Raw genomic sequence first — 19,712 nt, 5'->3', positions numbered from 1 at the left:
CACCTATGCGATTGCGGCTGAGTTGCATCGCAACGCGCCGCCTCCTATTCTTTGACATATGGCACGCATCACCATCATCGAGACCGGAGCCGTCCCTCGCAAACATCGCGAGCGCCACGGCTCGTTTCCGGACATGTTCGAGCGCATGATCCGCGCGGAAGATCCTTCCAGCACGTTCGATGTCGTGAGCATCCCCGACGGCGAGGCGCTGCCCGACGCGCGCGGGCTGGAGGCAATCCTGATCACCGGCGCGGCGGCCGGCGTCTATGATGGGCTCGACTGGATCGCGCCGCTCGAAGAATTCGTGCGCACCGCGCATGCCAACAAGACGCCGATGGTCGGGGTCTGCTTCGGCCATCAACTGATCGCGCAGGCGCTGGGCGGCACCGTGCACAAGTCGGACAAGGGCTGGGGCATCGGCCGGCACGTCTATCAGGTGGCCCCGAACAACGGCGTCATCGGCGGCGAGCAGCTCGCCATCGCCTGCTCGCACCAGGACCAGGTCATCGAGCCGCCAAGGGATGCGCGGACGATCCTGTACTCGGAATTCGCGCCCCATGCCGGCCTGCTCTACGAAGGCGGCACGACGCTCTCCGTGCAGCCGCATCCGGAATTCGACGTGGGCTTCGCGCAAGTCTGCTGCGAGCTCCGCGAAGGCCACGCGCCGGACAACGTCGTCGCCACCGCCAAGGCCTCACTCACCGAGCCACTCGACAGCGCGAAGCTGGGCGGCGCGATCACGAGGTTTCTGACGCGAAAGTCCATTTCCTCATGCTGTGAGGAGCGCGCTCTTGCGCGCGTCTCGAAGGATAGAGGCCAAGATGCAGCAGCGGGGCCTGCATGGTTCGAGACGCCGCTCCGCGGCTCCTCACCATGAGGAGCAAGAGTTAGTCCACCGAACCTAAAACGGATCGTCCCCCAGGCCCGGCACATCCGCGGGCCGCGGACCCGGCGCGGGCCAGTGGAAGCGGCGATCACTCTCGGCGATCGCGATATCGTTGATCGAGGCCTCGCGGCGCCTCATCAGGCCGTGCGCGTCGAACTCCCACTGCTCGTTGCCGTAGGAGCGATACCACTGGCCGCTCGCATCGTGCCATTCGTACTGGAAACGCACAGCGATACGGTCGCCGTCGAAGGCCCAGAGATCCTTGATCAGGCGGTAGTCGAGCTCCTTCGCCCATTTGCGCGTCAGGAATGCGACGATCGCCTCGCGTCCCGCAAACACCTCCGAGCGATTGCGCCAGCGGCTATCCTCGGTATAGGCGAGCGCGACGCGCTGCGGGTCGCGCGAATTCCAGGCGTCCTCGGCCATGCGGGCCTTTTGCGCGGCGGTCTCTCTCGTGAACGGCGGAAGCGGCGGACGCGACATGGCTGGCCTCATCGGTTGGGGACGGGCAAATCTACGCCCGCGGGCCTGGAAGTCGATGGCCCCTTCCCTATCGGCTCATTGCGAAATCACATCGGCCTTCATCAGGTTCCGGATCGACTTCGGGATCGGCTGGGCGCGGCCGCCGCTGATGAAGGCGACGCGCACCTCGGCCTTGACCAGCACGGCCTCGCCGCGCCGGATCTCCTGCGCCAGCATGATCGAGGCACCCTTCACCGCGATCGGCCAGGTCACGATGTCGAGCACGTCGTCCATGCGCGCCGGTTTCAGGAAATCCAGGTGCATCGAGCGCACCACGAAGGCAAAGCCGGCATCTTCCGTCTCGGCCTGCTCGAACAGCGCCTGCTGCTCGGCGCCCATCAGCCGCAGATGGTTGGTGCGCCCGCGCTCCATGAAGCGCAGATAGTTGGCGTGATAGACGATGCCGGAAAAATCCGTGTCCTCGTAGTAGACGCGGACCTGCATGTGGTGGCGGCCGTCGCGGATCTCGCCGTCGAGATGGGCAGTCATTGCGCAAGCCTTTTCGCTGTGGAGGGGCCCGTTTTGCGCAAATTCGGCCGGCCGCGCAAGCGCGGCTACGATGTTCCCTGCACCGTCCGCCCCAACGTCACCTCGACGATCTCCGGTGGAACGCCGACGCGCATCGGCACGATACTACAGCCGAGGCCGCCGGAAATGATGACGTCGCATTTCAGCTTGAGATGACCGTAGGCAAGGCGCACCCCATGCTGCGGCGGCACCGCCGGCGACCAGCCGAGCACGCGGACCTGGCCGCCATGGGTATGGCCGGAGAGTTGCAGCGCGACACGCGAGGGCACGCGCAGCGCGATGTTGGGCTCGTGCGCGAGCAGAATGACCGGCGCATCGTCGGTGACCTTGGCGAGGGTCGCCGGGAGATCATCGGCGCCGAAATGTGGCACCGCGCGCTGGCGCGCCGCCGGCAGGAAGGCGAGTTGATCGCCGAGACCGGCAAGCCAGAACGGGCGGCCATTCTTGATGAGGCGCACGGCATCGTTCTCGTAGACGGGGATGCCGGCCGCTTCCAGCGCGCGATGGGCGGCTGTCGGGCCGCGCAGGATCCGCTGCACCGCCTTGTCTTCCCAATAATCGTGATTGCCCATGATGGCGTGGACGCCGAGCGGGGCCTTGAGACCCGCCAGCACCCCAGCCCATTCGGCGGCCGGAATGAGCCGCGTGATGTGGTGATGACCGGCGACGTAGTCGCCGAGCATGACGATGAGATCGGCGTTCAGTGCGTTGGTGTGCTCGACGATCCCCTGGATCCGGTCCAGCGACATCCAGGGTTCGCAGGCGTGGATGTCGGCGACCACGGCGATCCGGAGCGGAAAGTCGGCCGGCCACTGTTTCGGCATCGGATGATAGCGGGTGATGCGCAGCCGCTCCGGCTCGACGCCGACGCCGTAAGCGGCGGTGGAAATGCCGGCAGCGGACAGACCGCCGATGGACCGAAAGAAAGCGCGTCGAGAGATCATGCGGAACCGGGTGTGATGCCTTGCCTCAATGTCTCCCGATTGAAGCGGAATTGGGGTGCGCTCGTGCAGATCGCCAGCAGAAACGTTAACGGTCCCTCAGGCCGACCCAGCGCATCCAGACGCGTCCTCAATTCGTCGGACGCCCGGTAATACCAGACGCCGCGGAGCAAGTCATGGAAGCGCCTGTCGGCGCGCGCCTCGCGCTCGATGCGGTCGATGGTGCGCAACGCTTTAGTCGTCGCTCTCGTCCGTGCCGAACAGGCCAAACTGCGCCGGATCGCGCGAGGGCTCAGTGAGGCCGAGATGGCGGAAGGCGTGCGTGGTGAGGAGACGGCCGCGCGGGGTGCGCTGGAGATAGCCGCACTGGATCAGATAGGGTTCGATGATGTCCTCAATCGCATCGCGCGGCTCGGACAGCGCCGCCGCCATGGTCTCGACGCCGACCGGGCCACCGCCATAGTTGAGCGCAATCGTGGTGAGATAGCGCCGGTCCATGGCGTCCAGGCCCGCGGCATCGACCTCGAGCGCACTCAGCGCGTGATCGGCGATCGTCCGATCAATCGTGTCGGCATTGGCTGCCGATGCAAAATCTCGCACCCGCCGCAAAAGCCGGCCGGCGATGCGCGGCGTGCCGCGGGCGCGGCGCGCGATCTCGTTGGCGCCATCGGGGCTCATGCCGACATTGAGCACGCGCGCGCCGCGCGTGACGATGCCTTCCAGCTCCTCGACCGTATAGAAATTCAACCGGATCGGGATGCCGAAACGGTCGCGCAGCGGATTGGTGAGAAGCCCGGCGCGCGTCGTCGCGCCGACGAGGGTGAACTTTGCGAGTTCGATCTTGACGGAGCGCGCCGCCGGCCCCTCGCCGATGATGAGGTCGAGCTGGAAATCCTCCATCGCAGGATAGAGCACCTCTTCCACCGCTGGGCTCAGGCGATGGATCTCGTCGATGAAGAGCACATCGCGCTCTTCGAGATTGGTGAGCAGCGCCGCAAGATCGCCGGCCTTGGCGATCACGGGACCGCTTGTGGCGCGAAAGCCGACGCCGAGCTCACGCGCCACGATCTGCGCCAGCGTGGTCTTGCCGAGACCGGGGGGACCCACGAACAGCACGTGATCCAGCGCCTCGCCGCGCTTACGCGCCGCATCGATGAAGATGGACAGGTTCTTACGCGCCTGCTGCTGGCCGACGAATTCGGTGAGCGATTGCGGGCGCAGCGCGGTATCGCCGACATCGTCGCTGCGGCGCTCGGGCGTGACGATGCGGGAGGGCGTGTTCACTCGTTGCCCCGCCGGTACTTGTTCGGCAGCAATTCGCCGATCGTCACCACCTCCGGCTCGCGGCCATTCTGCGGCACGATAACCCGCGCCTTGGCGTCGTAGTCGTGGATCAGCTCGCGGCAGATGCCGCAGGGCGAGACGACGGCGATGTCGCCGGGCTCGTCCGGCTTGGGATGGCGCACCGCGACGATGGTCTCGATGCCGCGGTCGCCGATCTCGGTGATCGCGCGGCCGATCGCAATCGCTTCGGCACAGACCGCGATGCGGCCGATATAGGCGTCGATATTCACGCCGGTCACGATGCGCCCCTCGCGCGTGCGCAGGGCGGCACCGACCTCCTGCCAGTCGTTGCGGTAGCGTTGGCTGATCGCCGCGGTCGCGGCGGCGATGAGTTCCTTGTCTTCTTTGCTCAGCATGGCGGAAAATGCATTCCCTCGTCAGTCAGCGGCCGCGCAGGATAGTCTATTTCGACAATTCTTTCAGACCCAGGCGGATGAGCTGGGCGGTCTCCGCATTCTCGCCGGCGTTGCGTGACGCCGTGGCGATGGCGGCCGCCGCCTGCGGCTGGCCGTAACCGAGATTGACCAGCGCGGAGATCGCGTCGGCGACGGGCCTCGGGGCGCGCTGGTCGTCGACTGCGCCGGCCAGATGCACGACGTGCGGATCGACATTGGCGTAGGCCGGCGCCTTGTCCTTCAATTCGGTGACGATGCGCTCGGCGACCTTGGGGCCGACGCCCGGCGTGCGCGACACCGCAGCCTTGTCGCGCAGCGCGATCGCATTCGCGAGATCGGAAGGCTGCAGCGTGCCGAGCACCGCGAGTGCGACCTTGGCGCCAACGCCCTGCACGGTCTGGAGCAGGCGAAACCATTCGCGCTCCTGGTCGGTGCGGAAGCCGAACAGTTTGATCTGGTCCTCGCGGACGTAGGTCTCGATCGAGAGCACGGCGGCTTCCCCGGGCGAGGGCAGGTGCTGCAGCGTGCGCGTCGAACAATGCACCTGATAGCCGACGCCGCCGACGTCGAGGATGACGAAATCCTCGCCGTAGGAATCGATCAGGCCCTTGAGCTTGCCGATCATATCCCGACCACCTTCAGCCGCAGGGCAGCGCTTTGGCGGTGATGGGCGTGGGTGATGGCGACGGCGAGGGCATCGGCGGCGTCCGCCGACGGCGGCTCCGCCTTGGGCAGCAGGATCTTCAGCATCACCGCGATCTGGTTCTTGTCGGCGTGACCGGCGCCGACCACGGTCTTCTTGACTTGGTTGGGCGCATATTCGGCCACCGTGATGCCGAACATCGCGGGCGCCAGCATGGCGACGCCGCGGGCCTGGCCGAGTTTCAGCGTCGCAACGCCGTCCTTGTTGACGAAGGTCTGCTCGACGGCCGCTTCCATCGGCTGGTGGTGGGAGAGCACGGAAGCGAGCCCCTCATGGATCGCGAGCAGCCGGCTCGACAGCGGCAGCCCCTCCGGCGGTTCCACCGAGCCGCAGGCGACGTAGACGAGACGATTGCCCTCGGCCTCGATCACGCCCCAGCCGGTGCGGCGCAGGCCGGGGTCGATACCGAGGATGCGGACGGGATGGCGAATCGGAAGCGCGGTCATGCACCCAGTGATAGCGGCTGGCCGGAGGGAGCGAAACAGATACGGAACGAAAGTCCCCGGGGAAGTTCGCCCGCGGTTAAGATCACGCAGCCTGCCACAAATACACGGCGTCATACCCCCCGACCCGGCTACGCCAAGGCTTCGCCGAGGGCTTTTGCTCCCGGCACGCCGAAGCTTTAGCGTAGGCGGCAAGCAGGGTAACCAGTACGCCGCGGCTTCTCCGTATCCCTCCGGCGTCTCTGGAATACTGGGTCGCCCGGTCGAGCAGGGCGACGACAGCGGAATGTGAAGCTGACAGAAGGACTGCCTCACCCGCCCATCTTGGCCATCAGCGCGTCCGAGATCTCGAAATTGGCGTAGACGTTCTGGACGTCGTCGTGCTCGTTGAGCAGGTCCATCAGCTTGAGCAGCTTCTCGCCGGTCTCGTCGTCGACGGCGACCGTGTTCTGCGGCTTCCAGATCAGCGCGGCCTTGCGCGGCTCGCCGAACTTCGCCTCGAGCGCCTTGGCGACGTCGCGGTAGCTTTCGGTCGAGGCGTAGATCTCGTGGCCGTTGTCGCCCGAGATGACGTCGTCGGCGCCGGCCTCGATCGCGGCATCGAGCACCGCGTCGTCGGAAGCGACGCTGCGGTCATATTCGATGATGCCGGTGCGGTCGAACATGAAGGACACCGAACCGGTTTCGCCGAGATTTCCACCGGATTTGGTGAAGAAGGAGCGGATGTCGGAGGCGGCGCGGTTGCGGTTGTCGGTCAGCGCCTCGACGATGACGGCGACGCCGCCCGGGCCATAGCCCTCGTAGCGGATCTCGTCATAGTTCTCGCCATCATTGCCGAGCGCCTTCTTGATGGCGCGCTCGATATTGTCCTTCGGCATGTTCTCCTGGCGCGCCGCGATCACGGCCGCGCGCAGGCGCGGATTCATGTTGGGATCGGGCGTGCCGAGCTTGGCCGCGACGGTGATTTCGCGGGCCAGCTTGCCGAAAAGCTTCGACTTCTGCGCATCCTGCCGCCCCTTGCGGTGCATGATGTTCTTGAATTGGGAATGTCCGGCCATGCGTGGTCTCTTGAGGAATCGTCAGCCAAGGTCAGGGGCAAGGTAAGGGATCAAAGCGCGGGCCTTATAGGCCGCGACGCCCCCGGAATGAAAGAGCATACTTGGATCCAGGTATTATAGTAGGGGAGCTCGTCATCAGGCACTCTGCCGTCGTTGGGGATGTCGTGCCCCTCCCTTGGGATATGGGCCCTGGCCTTCGCCGGGACGACCACCGAGCGTGTGGCGCCGCCAATCAACTCAACCAGAACCTCGGCGTCGCCGGCTCGAGCCGGCCACCCGCGCGTACCGGCGCAATCTTCAACGCGAGGCCCGTTGCATCATCCGTCTCCACCGCGACCCCGCTCAGCGTGGCAACTCCCATCGCCGGCTCGAAACGGCTGGACGCGATCCCGGACGTGAAACGGCGCAGCGGCTCTTCCTTCTGCATGCCGATGATCGAGTCGTAGTCGCCGGTCATGCCGGCATCGGTCATGTAGGCTGTGCCGCCGGGGAGAATCTGGTGATCGGCAGTCGGTACATGCGTATGCGTGCCGACGACGAGGCTGGCGCGGCCGTCGCAGAAGAAGCCGATACCCTGCTTCTCGCTGGTCGCTTCGCAATGGAAATCGACCACGATCGCATCGGCCGCCTCGCGCAAGGGGCAGGCGCCGAGCTCGCGCTCGAGCGCGGCGAAGGGATCGTCGAACGGCGTCATGAAGACACGGCCCAGCGCGTTGACGACGAGCGCACGGCGGCCGTTCTTGGTCTCGACCAGCGCGGCACCGCGACCTGGCGTGCCGCGCGGATAGTTCGCCGGCCGCACCAGGCGCTCGGCGCGCTCGATGAACACCAGCGCCTCGCGCTGGTCCCAGGAATGGTTGCCGAGCGTGACCGCGTCGGCGCCGGCGTCGAGCAGCTCGTGGTAGATCGCTTCGGTGATGCCGAAACCGCCGGCGGAATTTTCGCCGTTGACGACGACGAAATCGAGCGACCAGTCGCGGACCATGTTGGGCAGGTGCTCGGCGATCGCCGCGCGGCCGGCCCGGCCGACAACGTCACCCACGAAGAGAATGCGCAACTTCAGAACTCCGGAAATCGAACACGTCGGTTTCCGTTAGCACATAATCCAGCGCGACGTCGTGCGATAGTGCGGGAACGGCCTCGATCTCCTGTGCCGCGAATGCGAGCCCGATGCCGACGACGTGCTTGGTCTTGCGCAAATGCGCGAAGGTGAAGTCGTAATGTCCCGCGCCGTAGCCGATACGGTGGCCGAGACGGTCGAAGGCGGCGAGCGGCGTCAGCATGATGTCGGGGATGACCTCGGCCGACGCCGGCGACGGCTCGGGAATGCCGAGCGGGCCGAGCATCAGCCGATCGTTTGGATGCCAGATGCGGAAGATCAGCGACTTGCCACGCGTGGTGATGCAAGGCAGCGCCAGCTGCGCGCCTTCGGCCGCGAGCTTCTGCATCAGGGGCACGGGATCGATCTCGCTGCGAATCGGCGAATAGCCGGAGACAATGCTGCCGGGCACGATCTCGAGCGGCAGGCCGCGCTTGCCGAGCTTTGCGGCGGCGGCGGCGCGCTTCTTCTCGCTGAGCGCATCGCGCTTGGCGAGAGCCTTGGCACGGAGTTCGGCTTTCTGTGAATGCGCGGGCATAGCGGTCATTCCCTCGGTGGCAGAGCCAGCTCTGCTGTCATCACCCGCGAAAGCGAGTGATCCAGTATTCCAAAGACGCCAGTGCTTGAACCTCGACGCCGATGCCCGCTTTCGCGGGCATGACACTGAGAGTGAATTGAGCCGCCGGTTAGTCGAGGACACGATTCGACAGGGACAGAAAAGTCGACAGGGACAGAAAAGCGCGAAGCCGCAAACGCCGTTGAAGCACTCGATCCCGGAGTTCCCTACGAAAGTAGGTGGGCACCATATGTCCGGGCCCACGGGCCCGGCCAGGGACAGTTCCCTAAAGGATCGATAAGGCCCCGGGGATATATGGCTCCTGACGCGCGCCACAGCTTCGCTCGGCGCAATCTAACAACGATGCTGACGAATCACCAGCCCACGCGTGGACCGCCCACACCTGTTCTCACCTGTACTCACCTCTCCCCAGCGGGGAGAGGTGAGCCGAGTTCTCCGGCTGGCAGCGCTTCACGCGTCAGCCGATCGCAATCCCGTTGCCGACGGTCCGATTCAGGACCTGGGTCGATTTCTCGATGCGCTCGGCGGCGGCATTCAGCGCGTTGACCACTGCGGTCTGCGTCATCCGGGCGCGCTCGGCAGCGGCATTGCGGAAATCCCTCAGCTCGTTCACTTCGGTTTCCAGGGTCCGCACGCGATTTCCCGCATCGACCAGCTCGTCGCATACGGTCAGCGCCGCCATCACGGTGAGCCGCGCATCGCCGATCTCGCCGAACTTTCCGCGCAGATTCTGGATCCGCGATTCCAGGCTTTCGGCGAGCTTGAGCAGCCGCACCTCCTGCCCTTCCTCGCAGGCCATGCGGTATTGCCGGCCGTTGATGGTGACGTTGATGTGGCTCATCCATCCTCTCCGGTATCGAGCACCGAACGTATCGTGACGATCGCAGCGTCCAGCCGATCGGAGACTTCGCGATTGGTGCGCTCGAGCTTGCGCGCCTTCATCAACGCACCGTCGAGTTCGTCGGCTAAACGCGAGCGATCGGTGCCCAGCGCCTGGATGCGCGTCGCGAGCTCGTTCTCGTCGCGATCGGCATCGCGCCGTCGCTCGACCGCGCTCTCCAGCGCGTCGAGCGCGGCCGTGAGTCTGCGGGTCGCGATCTCGATCTCGACGGCGGCGGACTCCGTCATGGCGGAACTGTTGGCAGCGCGATCGCTCATGCAGTCAGCGGCGGACCTCTAAGTTGGCTTACCGCCCGGCAAAAGACTCGGTTCGGCAAGCGGTTAGAAGCAGAAATTTACGTGGCAGGGAAGCCAAGCGCAACGCTGCCGCAAAGCTATGCACCGATAGATCGGGATGTCCCATCGCGATCCATCGGTTCCTTTTCTGGCTCCCGCTTTTCCGGATCGTGCTTTGGCGCAACTTTTCGCGTCCGTAGGGCGTTTGATTGCCTTGGCCTCCCGGAACCGAGATGCTATCCAGCCCCGCACCTTCCGTGGCCGCCAGGCTCGATCCCACGCGGCGCGCACGGCTATCAAGCGCCTCATTTCAGACGGATTTTCATCATGATGCAGGTCGATGCCACCCGTATGGCCAATACGCAGCTCGACGCCACCCGTATGGCCAACGCGATCCGCGGGCTCGCGATGGACGCAGTCGAGAAGGCCAAGTCCGGCCATCCCGGCCTGCCGATGGGCGCCGCCGACATTGCGACCGTCCTGTTCACGCAGTTCCTGAAATTCGACGCCCAGGCACCCGCCTGGCCCGACCGCGACCGCTTCGTGCTATCGGCCGGCCATGGCTCGATGCTGCTCTATTCGCTGCTGTTCCTGACCGGCAATCCGGACATGACGCTGGACCAGCTCAAGCGGTTCCGCCAGCTCGGCTCGCTGACCCCGGGCCATCCTGAGAACTTCCACACCAAGGGCATCGAGACCACCACCGGTCCGCTCGGCCAGGGCATTTCCACCGCGGTCGGCATGGCGCTCGCGGAGAAGATGCTGGCCGCCGAGTTCGGCAAGAAGATCGTCGACCACCACACCTATGTGCTCGCTTCTGATGGCGACCTGATGGAAGGCGTGTCGCAGGAAGCAATCGCCATGGCCGGGCACTGGAAGCTGAACAAGCTGATCGTGCTCTATGACGACAACGGCATCTCGATCGACGGCCCGACCTCGATCGCCGATTCCGTCGACCAGGTGAAACGCTTCAAGTCCGCCGGCTGGGCTGCCGAGAAGATCGATGGGCAAGACCAGGCCGCGATATCAGCAGCGATCACGCGCGCAAAGAAATCCAACAAGCCGACGCTGATCGCCTGCCGCACCACCATCGGCTACGGCGCGCCGCACAAGGCCGGCACAGCAAAGGTGCATGGCGAGGCGCTCGGCGCCGACGAGCTCAAGGCCGCCAAGGAAAATCTCGGCATCGCGCTCGAGCCTTTCTCGGTGCCCGACGACGTGCTCAAGGCCTGGCGCGCGGTTGGCAGCCGTGGCGCGGCCGCGCGGCAGGAGTGGGAAGCGCGGATTAGTGAACTTGGCAGCCGCAAGCGCGCCGAGTTCGAGCGCCGCCTGCGCCATGAGCGTCCCGCTTCGCTGGCGAAGGCGCTGAAGGCGCACAAGAAGGGCCTTCTGGAGAATCCGCTCAACGTCGCGACGCGCAAATCCTCGGAAGCAGCGATCGAGGCGATCGCCACGGCGATGCCGATGGAGTTCTTGGCGGGCTCGGCCGACCTCACCGGCTCCAACAACAACAAGGCGAAATCGGCGGTCGCCTTCTCCGCCAAGACGCCGAAGGGCCGATTCATCCATTACGGCATCCGCGAGCACGGCATGTGTGCCGCCATGAACGGCATCTTCCTGCACGGCGGCTTCGCGCCCAACGGCGCGACGTTCCTGGTATTCACCGACTACGCGCGGCCCGCGATGCGGATTGCCGCGTTAATGGGCGCTGGTGTCGTCTACGTGATGACCCACGACTCCATCGGTCTCGGCGAGGACGGTCCGACCCATCAGCCGGTCGAGCATCTCGCTGCGCTGCGCGCCATTCCGAACATGCGCGTCTTCCGCCCCTGCGACTCCATCGAGGTCGCCGAGTGCTGGGAGCTGGCGCTGAACCGCATCGACGGGCCGACGGTGCTGGCGCTGACGCGTCAGAACCTGCCGCAGCTCCGCACCTCTGCCAACGAGAACCCCTGCCAGTACGGCGCCTACGAGCTCGTCGCCGCGCAAGGCGAAGCCAAGGCGACGCTGTTTGCCTCGGGCTCCGAGGTCGAGATCGCGGTCGCCGCCCAGAAGCAGCTCGCCGAGCGCGGCATCCCGACGCGGGTGGTCTCGGTGCCCTCGCTCGAGCTCTTGTTAGCGCAACCAGAGGCCCAGCGTGCCGCCATCATCGGCAACGCGCCGGTCAAGGTGGCAATCGAGGCCGCGGTGCGCTGGGGCTGGGATGCCGTGATCGGCCAGGATGGCGAATTTGTCGGCATGCATTCCTTTGGCGCGAGCGCGCCGGCCAAGGACCTTTTCAAGCACTTTGGAATTACCGCCGAGGCTGCGGTTAACGCCGTCGTGAAGCGCGTTTCCTGAGAGTTGAGCTTGCCGGAAAAAAGGACTACCAAGCTCTCCATATGATCAAGTACCGCCCGGCCGAACCGGGCGTCCGCCCTAAAAAACCCCCGCAGGCGCGCTAGCTGCGTTGTGCGGGACGACAACGATCATTGAAGGAGACCAAAGATGGCAGTCCGCGTTGCAATTAACGGTTTTGGCCGCATCGGCCGCAACATCCTGCGGGCCATCGCCGAGTCCGGCCGCAAGGACGTCGAGGTGGTCGCCATCAACGATCTCGGACCGGTCGAGACCAACGCGCATCTGCTGCGCTTCGACTCCGTGCACGGCCGCTTCCCGGGAACCGTGACCGTCGACGGCGACACGATCAGCCTCGGCGGCAACAAGATCAAGGTGACCGCCGAGCGCGATCCCTCGAAGCTGCCGTGGAAGGATCTCGGCGTCGACATCGCGATGGAGTGCACTGGCATCTTCACTGCCAAGGAGAAGGCCTCCGCGCATCTGACCGCCGGCGCCAAGCGCGTGCTGGTCTCCGCGCCCGCTGACGGCGCCGATGCGACGATCGTCTACGGCGTCAACCACGAGACGCTGACCAAGGATCACCTGGTCGTCTCCAACGGCTCCTGCACGACCAACTGCCTCGCTCCGATCGCCAAGGTCCTGAACGACCTCGTCGGCATCGAGACCGGCTTCATGACCACGATCCACGCCTACACCGGCGACCAGCCGACGCTGGACACGCTGCACAAGGATCTCTACCGCGGCCGCGCTGCGGCGATGTCGATGATCCCGACCTCGACGGGGGCCGCGAAGGCGATCGGATTGGTGCTCCCAGAACTCAAGGGCAAGCTCGACGGCGTCGCGATCCGCGTGCCGACGCCAAACGTCTCGGTCGTCGACCTCAAGATCGTCGCCAAGCGCGCCACCGACGCCAAGGAAGTCAACGCGGCGATGAAGCGCGCTTCGGAGCAGCAGCTCAAGGGCATCCTCGGCTACACCACGGCGCCGAACGTCTCGATCGACTTCAACCACGACCCGCACTCCTCCACGTTCCACGAGGACCAGACCAAGGTGCAGAACGGCACGCTGGTGCGCGTGATGTCCTGGTACGACAACGAGTGGGGTTTTTCGAACCGCATGGCGGACACTGCCGTTGCGATGAGCAAGGTGCTCTAAGCTCAGGTCTCGTGTCCCGGACGCGGTGCAGCGCGCTTGCGCTGCTCCGCAGAGCCGGGACCCTCGCCATACAATAGGTCCGGGTTCAGCACAGCGGCACTTCGCGCCGCAGTGCCCGGGACAAGAGAGTCTCCGATGGCAAACAAATTCCGCACCCTCGACGGCGTCGACGTGAAGGGCAAGCGCGTGCTGCTGCGCGTCGATCTCAACGTGCCCATGGACAATGGGCGCGTCACCGACGCAACGCGGCTCGAGCGCGTCGCGCCGACCATCACCGAGCTCTCCGACAAGAAGGCCAAGGTCATCCTGCTCGCGCATTTCGGCCGGCCGAAGGGCCGCGATTCCAAGGACTCGCTGAAGCCGGTCGCGGACGCGCTGTCCAAGGTTATCAATAGGCCTGTCGCGTTTGCCGACGACTGCATCGGCGAGCCCGCGGCCAAGGCCGTGGCAGCGCTGAACGACGGCGACATCCTGTGCCTGGAAAACACCCGCTTCCACAAGGAAGAGGAAAAGAACGATCCAGCCTTTGTCGCGGAGCTCGCAAAGCTCGGCGACATCTGGGTCAATGACGCGTTCTCGGCTGCGCACCGCGCCCACGCCTCGACCGAGGGTCTCGGCCACAAGCTGCCGGCCTATGCGGGCCGCACCATGCAGGCCGAGCTCGATGCGCTGGAGAAGGCGTTGGAAGCACCGACCAAACCGGTGATCGCGATCATCGGCGGTGCCAAGGTCTCGACCAAGATTGACCTATTGGAAAACCTCGTCAGCAAGGTCGACGCGCTCGTGATCGGCGGCGGCATGGCCAACACCTTCCTGCACGCCCAGGGCGTCGCGGTCGGCAAGTCGCTGGCCGAAAAGGATCTCGCCGCAACCGCAGTGCGCATCATGGAGAAGGCCGAGGCCGCGAACTGCGCGATCATCCTCCCCGTGGACGCGACCGTCGCCTATCACTTCGCCGCCAACGCGCCCTCGCATGCCTATGGCCTCGATGCGATCCCGGCCGACGGCATGATCCTCGACGTCGGCCCGCAATCGGTCGTGCGCGTCCAGGCCGCGATCGACGATGCGGCAACTCTGGTCTGGAACGGCCCGCTAGGAGCCTTCGAGCTCCAGCCTTTCGACCGCGGCACCGTGGCGGCCGCCAAGCACGCGGCCGAACGCACCAAGGCCAAGAAGCTGATCTCGATCGCGGGCGGCGGCGACACCGTCGCGGCGCTCAACCAGGCCGGCGTCGGCTCCGATTTCACCTATGTCTCGACCGCCGGTGGCGCATTTCTTGAATGGATGGAAGGCAAGCCGCTGCCCGGCGTCGAGGTTTTGCGCACCAAGTAAGTTGTTGGCCGGAAAGGCCCAAACGGGAGAAAAACACAGATGGCTCGGATCACGTTGCGTCAATTGCTCGACCATGCTGCGGAGAACGATTACGGCGTACCGGCCTTCAACATCAACAATATGGAGCAGGCCCTAGCGATCATGGACGCGGCCAACCAGGTCGACGCGCCCGTCATCATCCAGGCCTCGCGCGGAGCGCGCTCCTATGCCAACGACGTCATGCTCAAGCACATGATGGACGCGGTGACCGAGATCTATCCGCACATCCCGGTCTGCGTGCATCTGGATCACGGCAACGAGCCGGCGACCTGCATGACCGCGATCCAGGCCGGCTTCACCTCGGTGATGATGGACGGCTCGCTGAAGGCCGACGGCAAGACCCCGGGCGATTGGGGCTACAATGTCGGCGTCACCAAGACCGTGACCGACATGGCCCATCTCGGCGGCATCTCGGTGGAAGGCGAACTCGGCGTGCTCGGCTCGCTCGAGACCGGCATGGGCGACAAGGAAGACGGCCACGGCGCCGAGGGCAAGTTGTCGCACGACCAGCTCCTGACCAATCCGGACGAGGCCGTGAAGTTCGTCAAGGAGACCCAGGTCGACGCGCTCGCGATCGCGATGGGCACCTCGCACGGCGCCTACAAGTTCACCCGCAAGCCGGACGGCGACATCCTCGCCATGAACGTGATCGAGGAGATCCACCGCAAGCTGCCGAACACGCATCTTGTGATGCATGGTTCGTCATCGGTGCCGCAGGAGCTTCAGGAGATCATCAACGCCAATGGCGGCAAGATGAAGCCGACCTGGGGCGTGCCGGTCGCCGAGATCCAGCGCGGCATCAAGAACGGCGTGCGCAAGATCAACATCGACACCGACAACCGCATGGCGATGACCGGCCAGATCCGTAAGGTCCTGAAGGACAATCCGGAAGAGTTCGATCCGCGAAAGTACCTGAAGCCGGCGATGGAAGCCATGACCAAGCTGTGCAAGCAGCGGCTCCAGGAGTTCAACACCGCAGGCCAGGCCTCCAAGATCAAGCGCGTCCTCACCACCGCCGAAATGGCCAAGCGCTACGCCAAGGGCGAGCTCAACCCGAAGATCGCGTAAGCGAGCGACACCCCTCCTCTGTCATTGCGGGGCGCCGCAAAGCGGTGAGCCCGGAATCCATAGCCACGGTCCGGGGTTATGGATTCCGGGCCTGCGCCTTAGGCTCATCCCCATTGCGCAATGGGGAGTGACGAGTGTTGCCGCCGGCCGCGCTCCCATCCCCCTTTACCCTGCGACCAACGTTAACTCGGCAATTGCCCGAGAACGGTCTATTTTCCGGGGCAAGGCAGAATCGTTTTGGGAGGACCTCTCGATGAATCTGACTGAGCTCAACAAGGTCGCACAGGCCATGGTTACGCCCGGCAAGGGCATCCTCGCCGCCGACGAATCCTCCGGCACCATCAAGAAGCGTTTTGACGCAATCGGCGTGGAATCCACCGAAGACAACCGCCGCGACTACCGCGAGATGCTGTTTCGCGCCAAGGACGCCATGACCCAGCACATCTCCGGCGTCATCCTCTATGACGAAACGATCTGGCAGGCGGCCCGGGACGGCACGCCGCTGGTGAAGCTGATCGAAGAGAGCGGCGCCATTCCCGGCATCAAGGTCGACGAAGGCACGCAAGCCCTGCCGATGTGCCCGGGCGAGCTCGTCACCGTCGGGCTGGACAAACTCGCCGACCGCCTGAAGAAATATTACGAGCGTGGCGCCCGATTCGCCAAATGGCGTGCGGTGATCGACATCGGCAGCGGCACTGACGGCCGGGACATTCCCTCGATGACCGCGATCAGCGTCAACGCGCATGCGCTGGCGCGCTACGCTGCACTGTGCCAGGCCGCGCAGATCGTGCCGATCGTCGAGCCGGAGGTGCTGATGGACGGCGACCACGACATCGACCGCTGCTATGACGTCACGCAGCACGTGCTCAACAAGACGTTCCAGGAATTGCGCGTGCAGCGCGTCGCGCTCGAAGGCATGGTGCTGAAGCCCAACATGGCAGTCTCCGGCAAGAAGTGCGGCAAGCAGGCTCCCGTTGCGGAAGTCGCCGAGAAGACCGTGCGCCTCCTCAAGGCCTGCGTTCCAGCCGCAGTGCCCGGTATCGCTTTCCTCTCCGGCGGCCAGTCGGACGAGGAAGCAACCGCGCATCTCGACGCCATGAACAGGCTCGGACCACTGCCTTGGCGGCTGACCTTCTCCTATGGCCGCGCGCTCCAGGCCGCACCGCAGAAGGCCTGGTCGGGCAAGGCGGAAAATGTCACCGCTGGCCAAAGAGCCTTCGCCCATCGCGCGCGGATGAACGCACTCGCCAGCCGCGGCGAATGGGACAGCGGGTTAGAGAAGAAGGCGGCCTAGACTTGTCGAACAATTCCGCTTCCGCGCGCCCGGCGCCGCGGCTCTATCTCGCGACGCCGCTCGTGGACGATCCCGCTTCGCTTCTCGGTGAGCTGCCCACCCTGCTCGCCGGCGCCGACGTCGCCGCCGTGCTGGTGCGGCTAAAGGAAACCGACCAGCGAACGATGATCTCGCGGGTCAAGGCGCTGGCGCCGGCGGTCCAGAAGGCCGGCGCGGCGCTGCTGCTCGATGGCCATGTCGAGTTGGTCGCGCGCGGCGGGGCCGACGGCGCCCATCTGACCGGCATCGCCGCGCTCGAAGAAGCCATGCCATCGCTGAAACCGGATCGCATCGCCGGCGTCGGCGGGCTAGCCACCCGGCATGATTCCATGAGCGCAGGCGAGATGGGCGCGGATTACGTGCTGTTCGGCGAGCCGGACGCAAACGGCCAGCGGCCCTCGGTGCAGGCGGTTGCGGAACGGCTGGACTGGTGGGCCGAGCTGTTCGAGCCGCCCTGCGTCGGCTTTGCCACCTCGACGGCGGAAGCCTTCGAATTCGCCGCCGCAGGTGCGGATTTCGTGCTGGTCGGCGATTTCATCTGGGCCGATCCACGCGGACCAGAGGCTGCGCTGGTCGATGCGGAAGCCGCGATCAAGAAGGCCTATGCAGACGCGCCCGCAGGCCGGGAGCATGGCTAGCAGCCGATCATGAAGCTCCTGCTCTGCACACCGTTCCTGGCGCTCTTGCTCCTCGCCGCGCCTGCGGCCGCACAGCTCTCGCTGACGCCGCCGGCGGCAACACCGAGCCCTGCGCCCGAGAAGCCCAAAGAAAAATCTGCGACCAAGCCGCACGCGGTCAAGAAGAAGGAGGCGGCGCCGGCGCCAAAGCCGTCGGCCTCGCCGAGCCCGCCGCCGGCCGCGACCGTGATCCCGGCGCCGCCGACCGACAATTCCAACGTCGATCTCGTGTACGGCGCCTATCAGCGCGGGCAATACAAGACCGCTTTCGATCTCGCCACCGCGCGCGCGCAAGGCGGCGATCCCAAGGCCATGACCATGCTGGGCCAGCTCTACTCCAGCGCGCTCGGCATCAAGCGCGATTACGCCAAGGCGGTCGAGTGGTACAAGCGCGCCTCCGATGCGGGCGACCGTGAGGCGATGTTTGAGCTCGCGATGATGCGCATGGCCGGCCGCGGCGGCCCGGTCGACAAGGGCGATGCGGTCAAACTGCTCGCCTCCGCCGCCAAGCTCGGCGCGCCCAAGGCAGCCTATAATCTCGCGCTGCTCTATCTCGACGGGCAGACGCTGCCGCAGGATGTCAGGCGCTCGGCCGAGCTGCTCCGCCAGGCCGCGGATGCAGGGCTGCCCGAGGCGCAATACGCGCTCGCGACCTTCTACAAGGAAGGCACCGGCGTGCCGAAGGACATCGAGCGGGCGGTGCGGCTGCTTCAGGCCGCCTCGCTCGCCGACAATGTCGATGCCGAGGTCGAATATGCGATCGCGCTGTTCAACGGCACCGGCACGCCGAAAAACATGCCCGCCGCGGTGGCCTTGCTCCGCAAGGCCGCCCGGCAAAACAGTCCGATCGCGCAGAACCGGCTGGCCTGGGTGCTGATCAACGGCATGGGCACGCAGGCCGATAAGATCGAGGGCTTCAAATGGCACCTGGTCGCCAAGACCGGCGGCAAGGGCGATCCCGAACTCGACAAGCAATTGACCGATCTCCCCCCCGAGGACCGGGCCAAGGCCGAGGCCGCCGCGAAGAAATGGCTCGGGACCAAATGACTTGACGCGGCGCCTGCCGCAGGGCACCCAGTCCCCTAAATCTGGCGGCCTTGAGCATGATCCGAAAAAGTGCGTAGCGGTTTTCCGGAAAGATCATGCTCAAACAACAACCTGAAGCGCGATGACGATTCATCCCAATCTCATCGCGCTTTAGGGCCGAATTCCCCCAATCAAGACCGATCTCATGCTGTATTCCGCAACTATCAACGTCATGGTCAAAGCCGCGCGCCGCGCCGGCCGCAGCCTCAAGCGCGATCTCGGCGAGATCGAGCACTTGCAGGTCTCGCTGAAGGGGCCTGCGAATTTCGTCTCGCTCGCCGACAAGCGCGCGGAGGAGATCCTCTACCAGGACCTCGCCAAGGCGCGCCCCGGCTATGGCTTCATCGGCGAGGAAGGCGGCACGCGTGAAGGCTCCGACAAGAGCCACACCTGGATCGTCGATCCGCTCGACGGCACCACCAACTTCCTGCACGGCATCCCGCAATTCGCGATCTCGATCGCGCTGGCGCGCGAAGGCACCGTGATTGCGGGCGTGATCTACAACCCCGCCAACGACGAGCTCTACATCGCCGAGCGCGGCAAGGGCGCCTTCCTCAACGACCAGCGCCTGCGCGTGGCCGGCCGCCGCCAGCTCAACGAATGCGTCATCGCCTGCGGCCTGCCGCATATCGGCCGCGGCGATCACGAATCCTTCCGCCGCGAGATGACCGCGATCCAGGACCAGGTCGCGGGCCTGCGCCGCTTCGGCGCCGCCTCCCTCGACCTCGCCTTCGTCGCCGCCGGCCGCCTCGACGGCTACTGGGAGCGCAATTTGCAGTCCTGGGACATCGCCGCCGGCCAGATCATGGTCCGCGAAGCGGGCGGCACCGTCAGCGACATCGAAACCCCAGGCGATGCGCTGGTGACCGGCCACGTCGTGTGCGGCAACGAGTTCGTGCACGGCGAGCTGGTGAAGATCTTGCGGAAGTCGGCGTAGGGCGAAGACGCGCCTCACATACCGCCGTCATCACCCGCGACGGCGGGTGATCAAGTATTGCAGAGACGTCGTT

The 19,712-nt window shown here is 65.5% G+C and carries 22 protein-coding genes and 1 other RNA gene; 9 read left to right on the top strand and 14 right to left on the bottom strand.

Translation table 11 applies throughout. From position 1 onward, the window contains the following. Window positions 1–58: 58 nt before the first annotated feature. Window positions 59–877 carry a type 1 glutamine amidotransferase gene (locus tag QA640_RS05120; RefSeq protein WP_283039657.1) on the top strand — a complete coding sequence of 273 codons (819 nt, stop codon included), beginning with the start codon at window positions 59–61 and terminating at the stop codon, window positions 875–877. A gap of 24 nt (window positions 878–901) precedes the next feature. Here the strand turns inward: QA640_RS05120 and QA640_RS05115 are convergent, their stop codons facing one another. The 14 genes from QA640_RS05115 to QA640_RS05050 all read right to left on the bottom strand — a co-directional run bounded on the left by QA640_RS05115 (window position 902) and on the right by QA640_RS05050 (window position 9,624). Next, the gene (locus QA640_RS05115) at window positions 902–1,369 is read right to left on the bottom strand and encodes a nuclear transport factor 2 family protein (protein WP_283039656.1); all 468 of its coding nucleotides are present in this window, start codon (window positions 1,367–1,369) and stop codon (window positions 902–904) included. Window positions 1,370–1,444: 75 nt separating this feature from the next. Further along, window positions 1,445–1,897, bottom strand: a complete 453-nt coding sequence (gene ybgC / locus QA640_RS05110; protein WP_283039655.1) for a tol-pal system-associated acyl-CoA thioesterase — start codon at window positions 1,895–1,897, stop codon at window positions 1,445–1,447. A 65-nt stretch (window positions 1,898–1,962) separates the two neighbouring features. Continuing rightward, window positions 1,963–2,880, bottom strand: a complete 918-nt coding sequence (locus QA640_RS05105; RefSeq protein WP_283039654.1) for a metallophosphoesterase — start codon at window positions 2,878–2,880, stop codon at window positions 1,963–1,965. Beyond that, a complete protein-coding gene (locus QA640_RS05100; protein WP_283039653.1) occupies window positions 2,877–3,107 on the bottom strand; it encodes a DUF6869 domain-containing protein in 231 nt (76 codons plus the stop codon). The genes QA640_RS05105 and QA640_RS05100 overlap by 4 nt, the downstream gene beginning before the upstream one ends. A gap of 4 nt (window positions 3,108–3,111) precedes the next feature. Continuing rightward, window positions 3,112–4,161 (bottom strand): Holliday junction branch migration DNA helicase RuvB, encoded by a 1,050-nt coding sequence (gene ruvB, locus QA640_RS05095; protein ID WP_283039652.1) that lies wholly within the window; start codon window positions 4,159–4,161, stop codon window positions 3,112–3,114. Beyond that, on the bottom strand, window positions 4,158–4,577 hold the full coding sequence (locus QA640_RS05090) for a cytidine deaminase (RefSeq protein ID WP_283039651.1): 420 nt from the start codon (window positions 4,575–4,577) through the stop codon (window positions 4,158–4,160). The genes ruvB and QA640_RS05090 overlap by 4 nt, the downstream gene beginning before the upstream one ends. A gap of 46 nt (window positions 4,578–4,623) precedes the next feature. Beyond that, the gene (gene ruvA / locus QA640_RS05085; protein WP_283039650.1) at window positions 4,624–5,241 is read right to left on the bottom strand and encodes a Holliday junction branch migration protein RuvA; all 618 of its coding nucleotides are present in this window, start codon (window positions 5,239–5,241) and stop codon (window positions 4,624–4,626) included. Continuing rightward, window positions 5,238–5,765, bottom strand: a complete 528-nt coding sequence (gene ruvC, locus QA640_RS05080; protein WP_283039649.1) for a crossover junction endodeoxyribonuclease RuvC — start codon at window positions 5,763–5,765, stop codon at window positions 5,238–5,240. The genes ruvA and ruvC overlap by 4 nt, the downstream gene beginning before the upstream one ends. Window positions 5,766–6,073: 308 nt before the next feature. Beyond that, a complete protein-coding gene (locus QA640_RS05075; RefSeq protein WP_283039648.1) occupies window positions 6,074–6,820 on the bottom strand; it encodes a YebC/PmpR family DNA-binding transcriptional regulator in 747 nt (248 codons plus the stop codon). A gap of 232 nt (window positions 6,821–7,052) precedes the next feature. Continuing rightward, window positions 7,053–7,877 (bottom strand): TIGR00282 family metallophosphoesterase, encoded by an 825-nt coding sequence (locus tag QA640_RS05070; protein WP_283039647.1) that lies wholly within the window; start codon window positions 7,875–7,877, stop codon window positions 7,053–7,055. Continuing rightward, window positions 7,855–8,457 carry a 5-formyltetrahydrofolate cyclo-ligase gene (locus QA640_RS05065; protein ID WP_283039646.1) on the bottom strand — a complete coding sequence of 201 codons (603 nt, stop codon included), beginning with the start codon at window positions 8,455–8,457 and terminating at the stop codon, window positions 7,855–7,857. Before QA640_RS05065 ends, QA640_RS05070 begins: the two co-directional genes overlap by 23 nt. Before the next feature lie 201 nt (window positions 8,458–8,658). Next, a non-coding RNA gene (gene ssrS / locus QA640_RS05060) (6S RNA) lies at window positions 8,659–8,819 on the bottom strand. A gap of 134 nt (window positions 8,820–8,953) precedes the next feature. Next, window positions 8,954–9,337 (bottom strand): cell division protein ZapA, encoded by a 384-nt coding sequence (locus tag QA640_RS05055; protein ID WP_283039645.1) that lies wholly within the window; start codon window positions 9,335–9,337, stop codon window positions 8,954–8,956. Then, the gene (locus tag QA640_RS05050; RefSeq protein WP_283039644.1) at window positions 9,334–9,624 is read right to left on the bottom strand and encodes a DUF4164 domain-containing protein; all 291 of its coding nucleotides are present in this window, start codon (window positions 9,622–9,624) and stop codon (window positions 9,334–9,336) included. The genes QA640_RS05055 and QA640_RS05050 overlap by 4 nt, the downstream gene beginning before the upstream one ends. 375 nt (window positions 9,625–9,999) lie before the next feature. Here QA640_RS05050 and tkt point away from each other — a divergent pair, with 375 nt between their 5' ends. The 8 genes from tkt to QA640_RS05010 all read left to right on the top strand — a co-directional run bounded on the left by tkt (window position 10,000) and on the right by QA640_RS05010 (window position 19,639). Then, complete coding sequence (tkt, locus tag QA640_RS05045) at window positions 10,000–12,012, top strand: transketolase (RefSeq protein ID WP_283039643.1); 2,013 nt, start codon at window positions 10,000–10,002, stop codon at window positions 12,010–12,012. A gap of 147 nt (window positions 12,013–12,159) precedes the next feature. Continuing rightward, complete coding sequence (gene gap / locus QA640_RS05040) at window positions 12,160–13,167, top strand: type I glyceraldehyde-3-phosphate dehydrogenase (protein WP_283039642.1); 1,008 nt, start codon at window positions 12,160–12,162, stop codon at window positions 13,165–13,167. A 135-nt stretch (window positions 13,168–13,302) separates the two neighbouring features. Continuing rightward, window positions 13,303–14,499 (top strand): phosphoglycerate kinase, encoded by a 1,197-nt coding sequence (locus QA640_RS05035; RefSeq protein WP_283039641.1) that lies wholly within the window; start codon window positions 13,303–13,305, stop codon window positions 14,497–14,499. A 39-nt stretch (window positions 14,500–14,538) separates the two neighbouring features. Beyond that, on the top strand, window positions 14,539–15,606 hold the full coding sequence (gene fba / locus QA640_RS05030) for a class II fructose-bisphosphate aldolase (RefSeq protein ID WP_027521838.1): 1,068 nt from the start codon (window positions 14,539–14,541) through the stop codon (window positions 15,604–15,606). A 253-nt stretch (window positions 15,607–15,859) separates the two neighbouring features. Next, entirely contained in the window at window positions 15,860–16,900 is a 1,041-nt protein-coding gene (locus QA640_RS05025; RefSeq protein WP_283039640.1) for a class I fructose-bisphosphate aldolase, read from the top strand. Window positions 16,901–16,902: 2 nt separating this feature from the next. Continuing rightward, window positions 16,903–17,577, top strand: a complete 675-nt coding sequence (locus tag QA640_RS05020; protein WP_283039639.1) for a thiamine phosphate synthase — start codon at window positions 16,903–16,905, stop codon at window positions 17,575–17,577. 9 nt (window positions 17,578–17,586) lie between these two features. Further along, window positions 17,587–18,663: a tetratricopeptide repeat protein gene (locus QA640_RS05015; RefSeq protein WP_283039638.1), complete on the top strand. Its 1,077-nt coding sequence runs from the start codon at window positions 17,587–17,589 to the stop codon at window positions 18,661–18,663. A gap of 184 nt (window positions 18,664–18,847) precedes the next feature. Beyond that, on the top strand, window positions 18,848–19,639 hold the full coding sequence (locus QA640_RS05010; protein WP_283039637.1) for an inositol monophosphatase family protein: 792 nt from the start codon (window positions 18,848–18,850) through the stop codon (window positions 19,637–19,639). Window positions 19,640–19,712 lie beyond the last annotated feature (73 nt).

This window comes from Bradyrhizobium sp. CB82, assembly GCF_029714405.1.
Taxonomy (GTDB): domain Bacteria; phylum Pseudomonadota; class Alphaproteobacteria; order Rhizobiales; family Xanthobacteraceae; genus Bradyrhizobium.
This window is presented reverse-complemented; position numbering and strand designations above follow the sequence as displayed.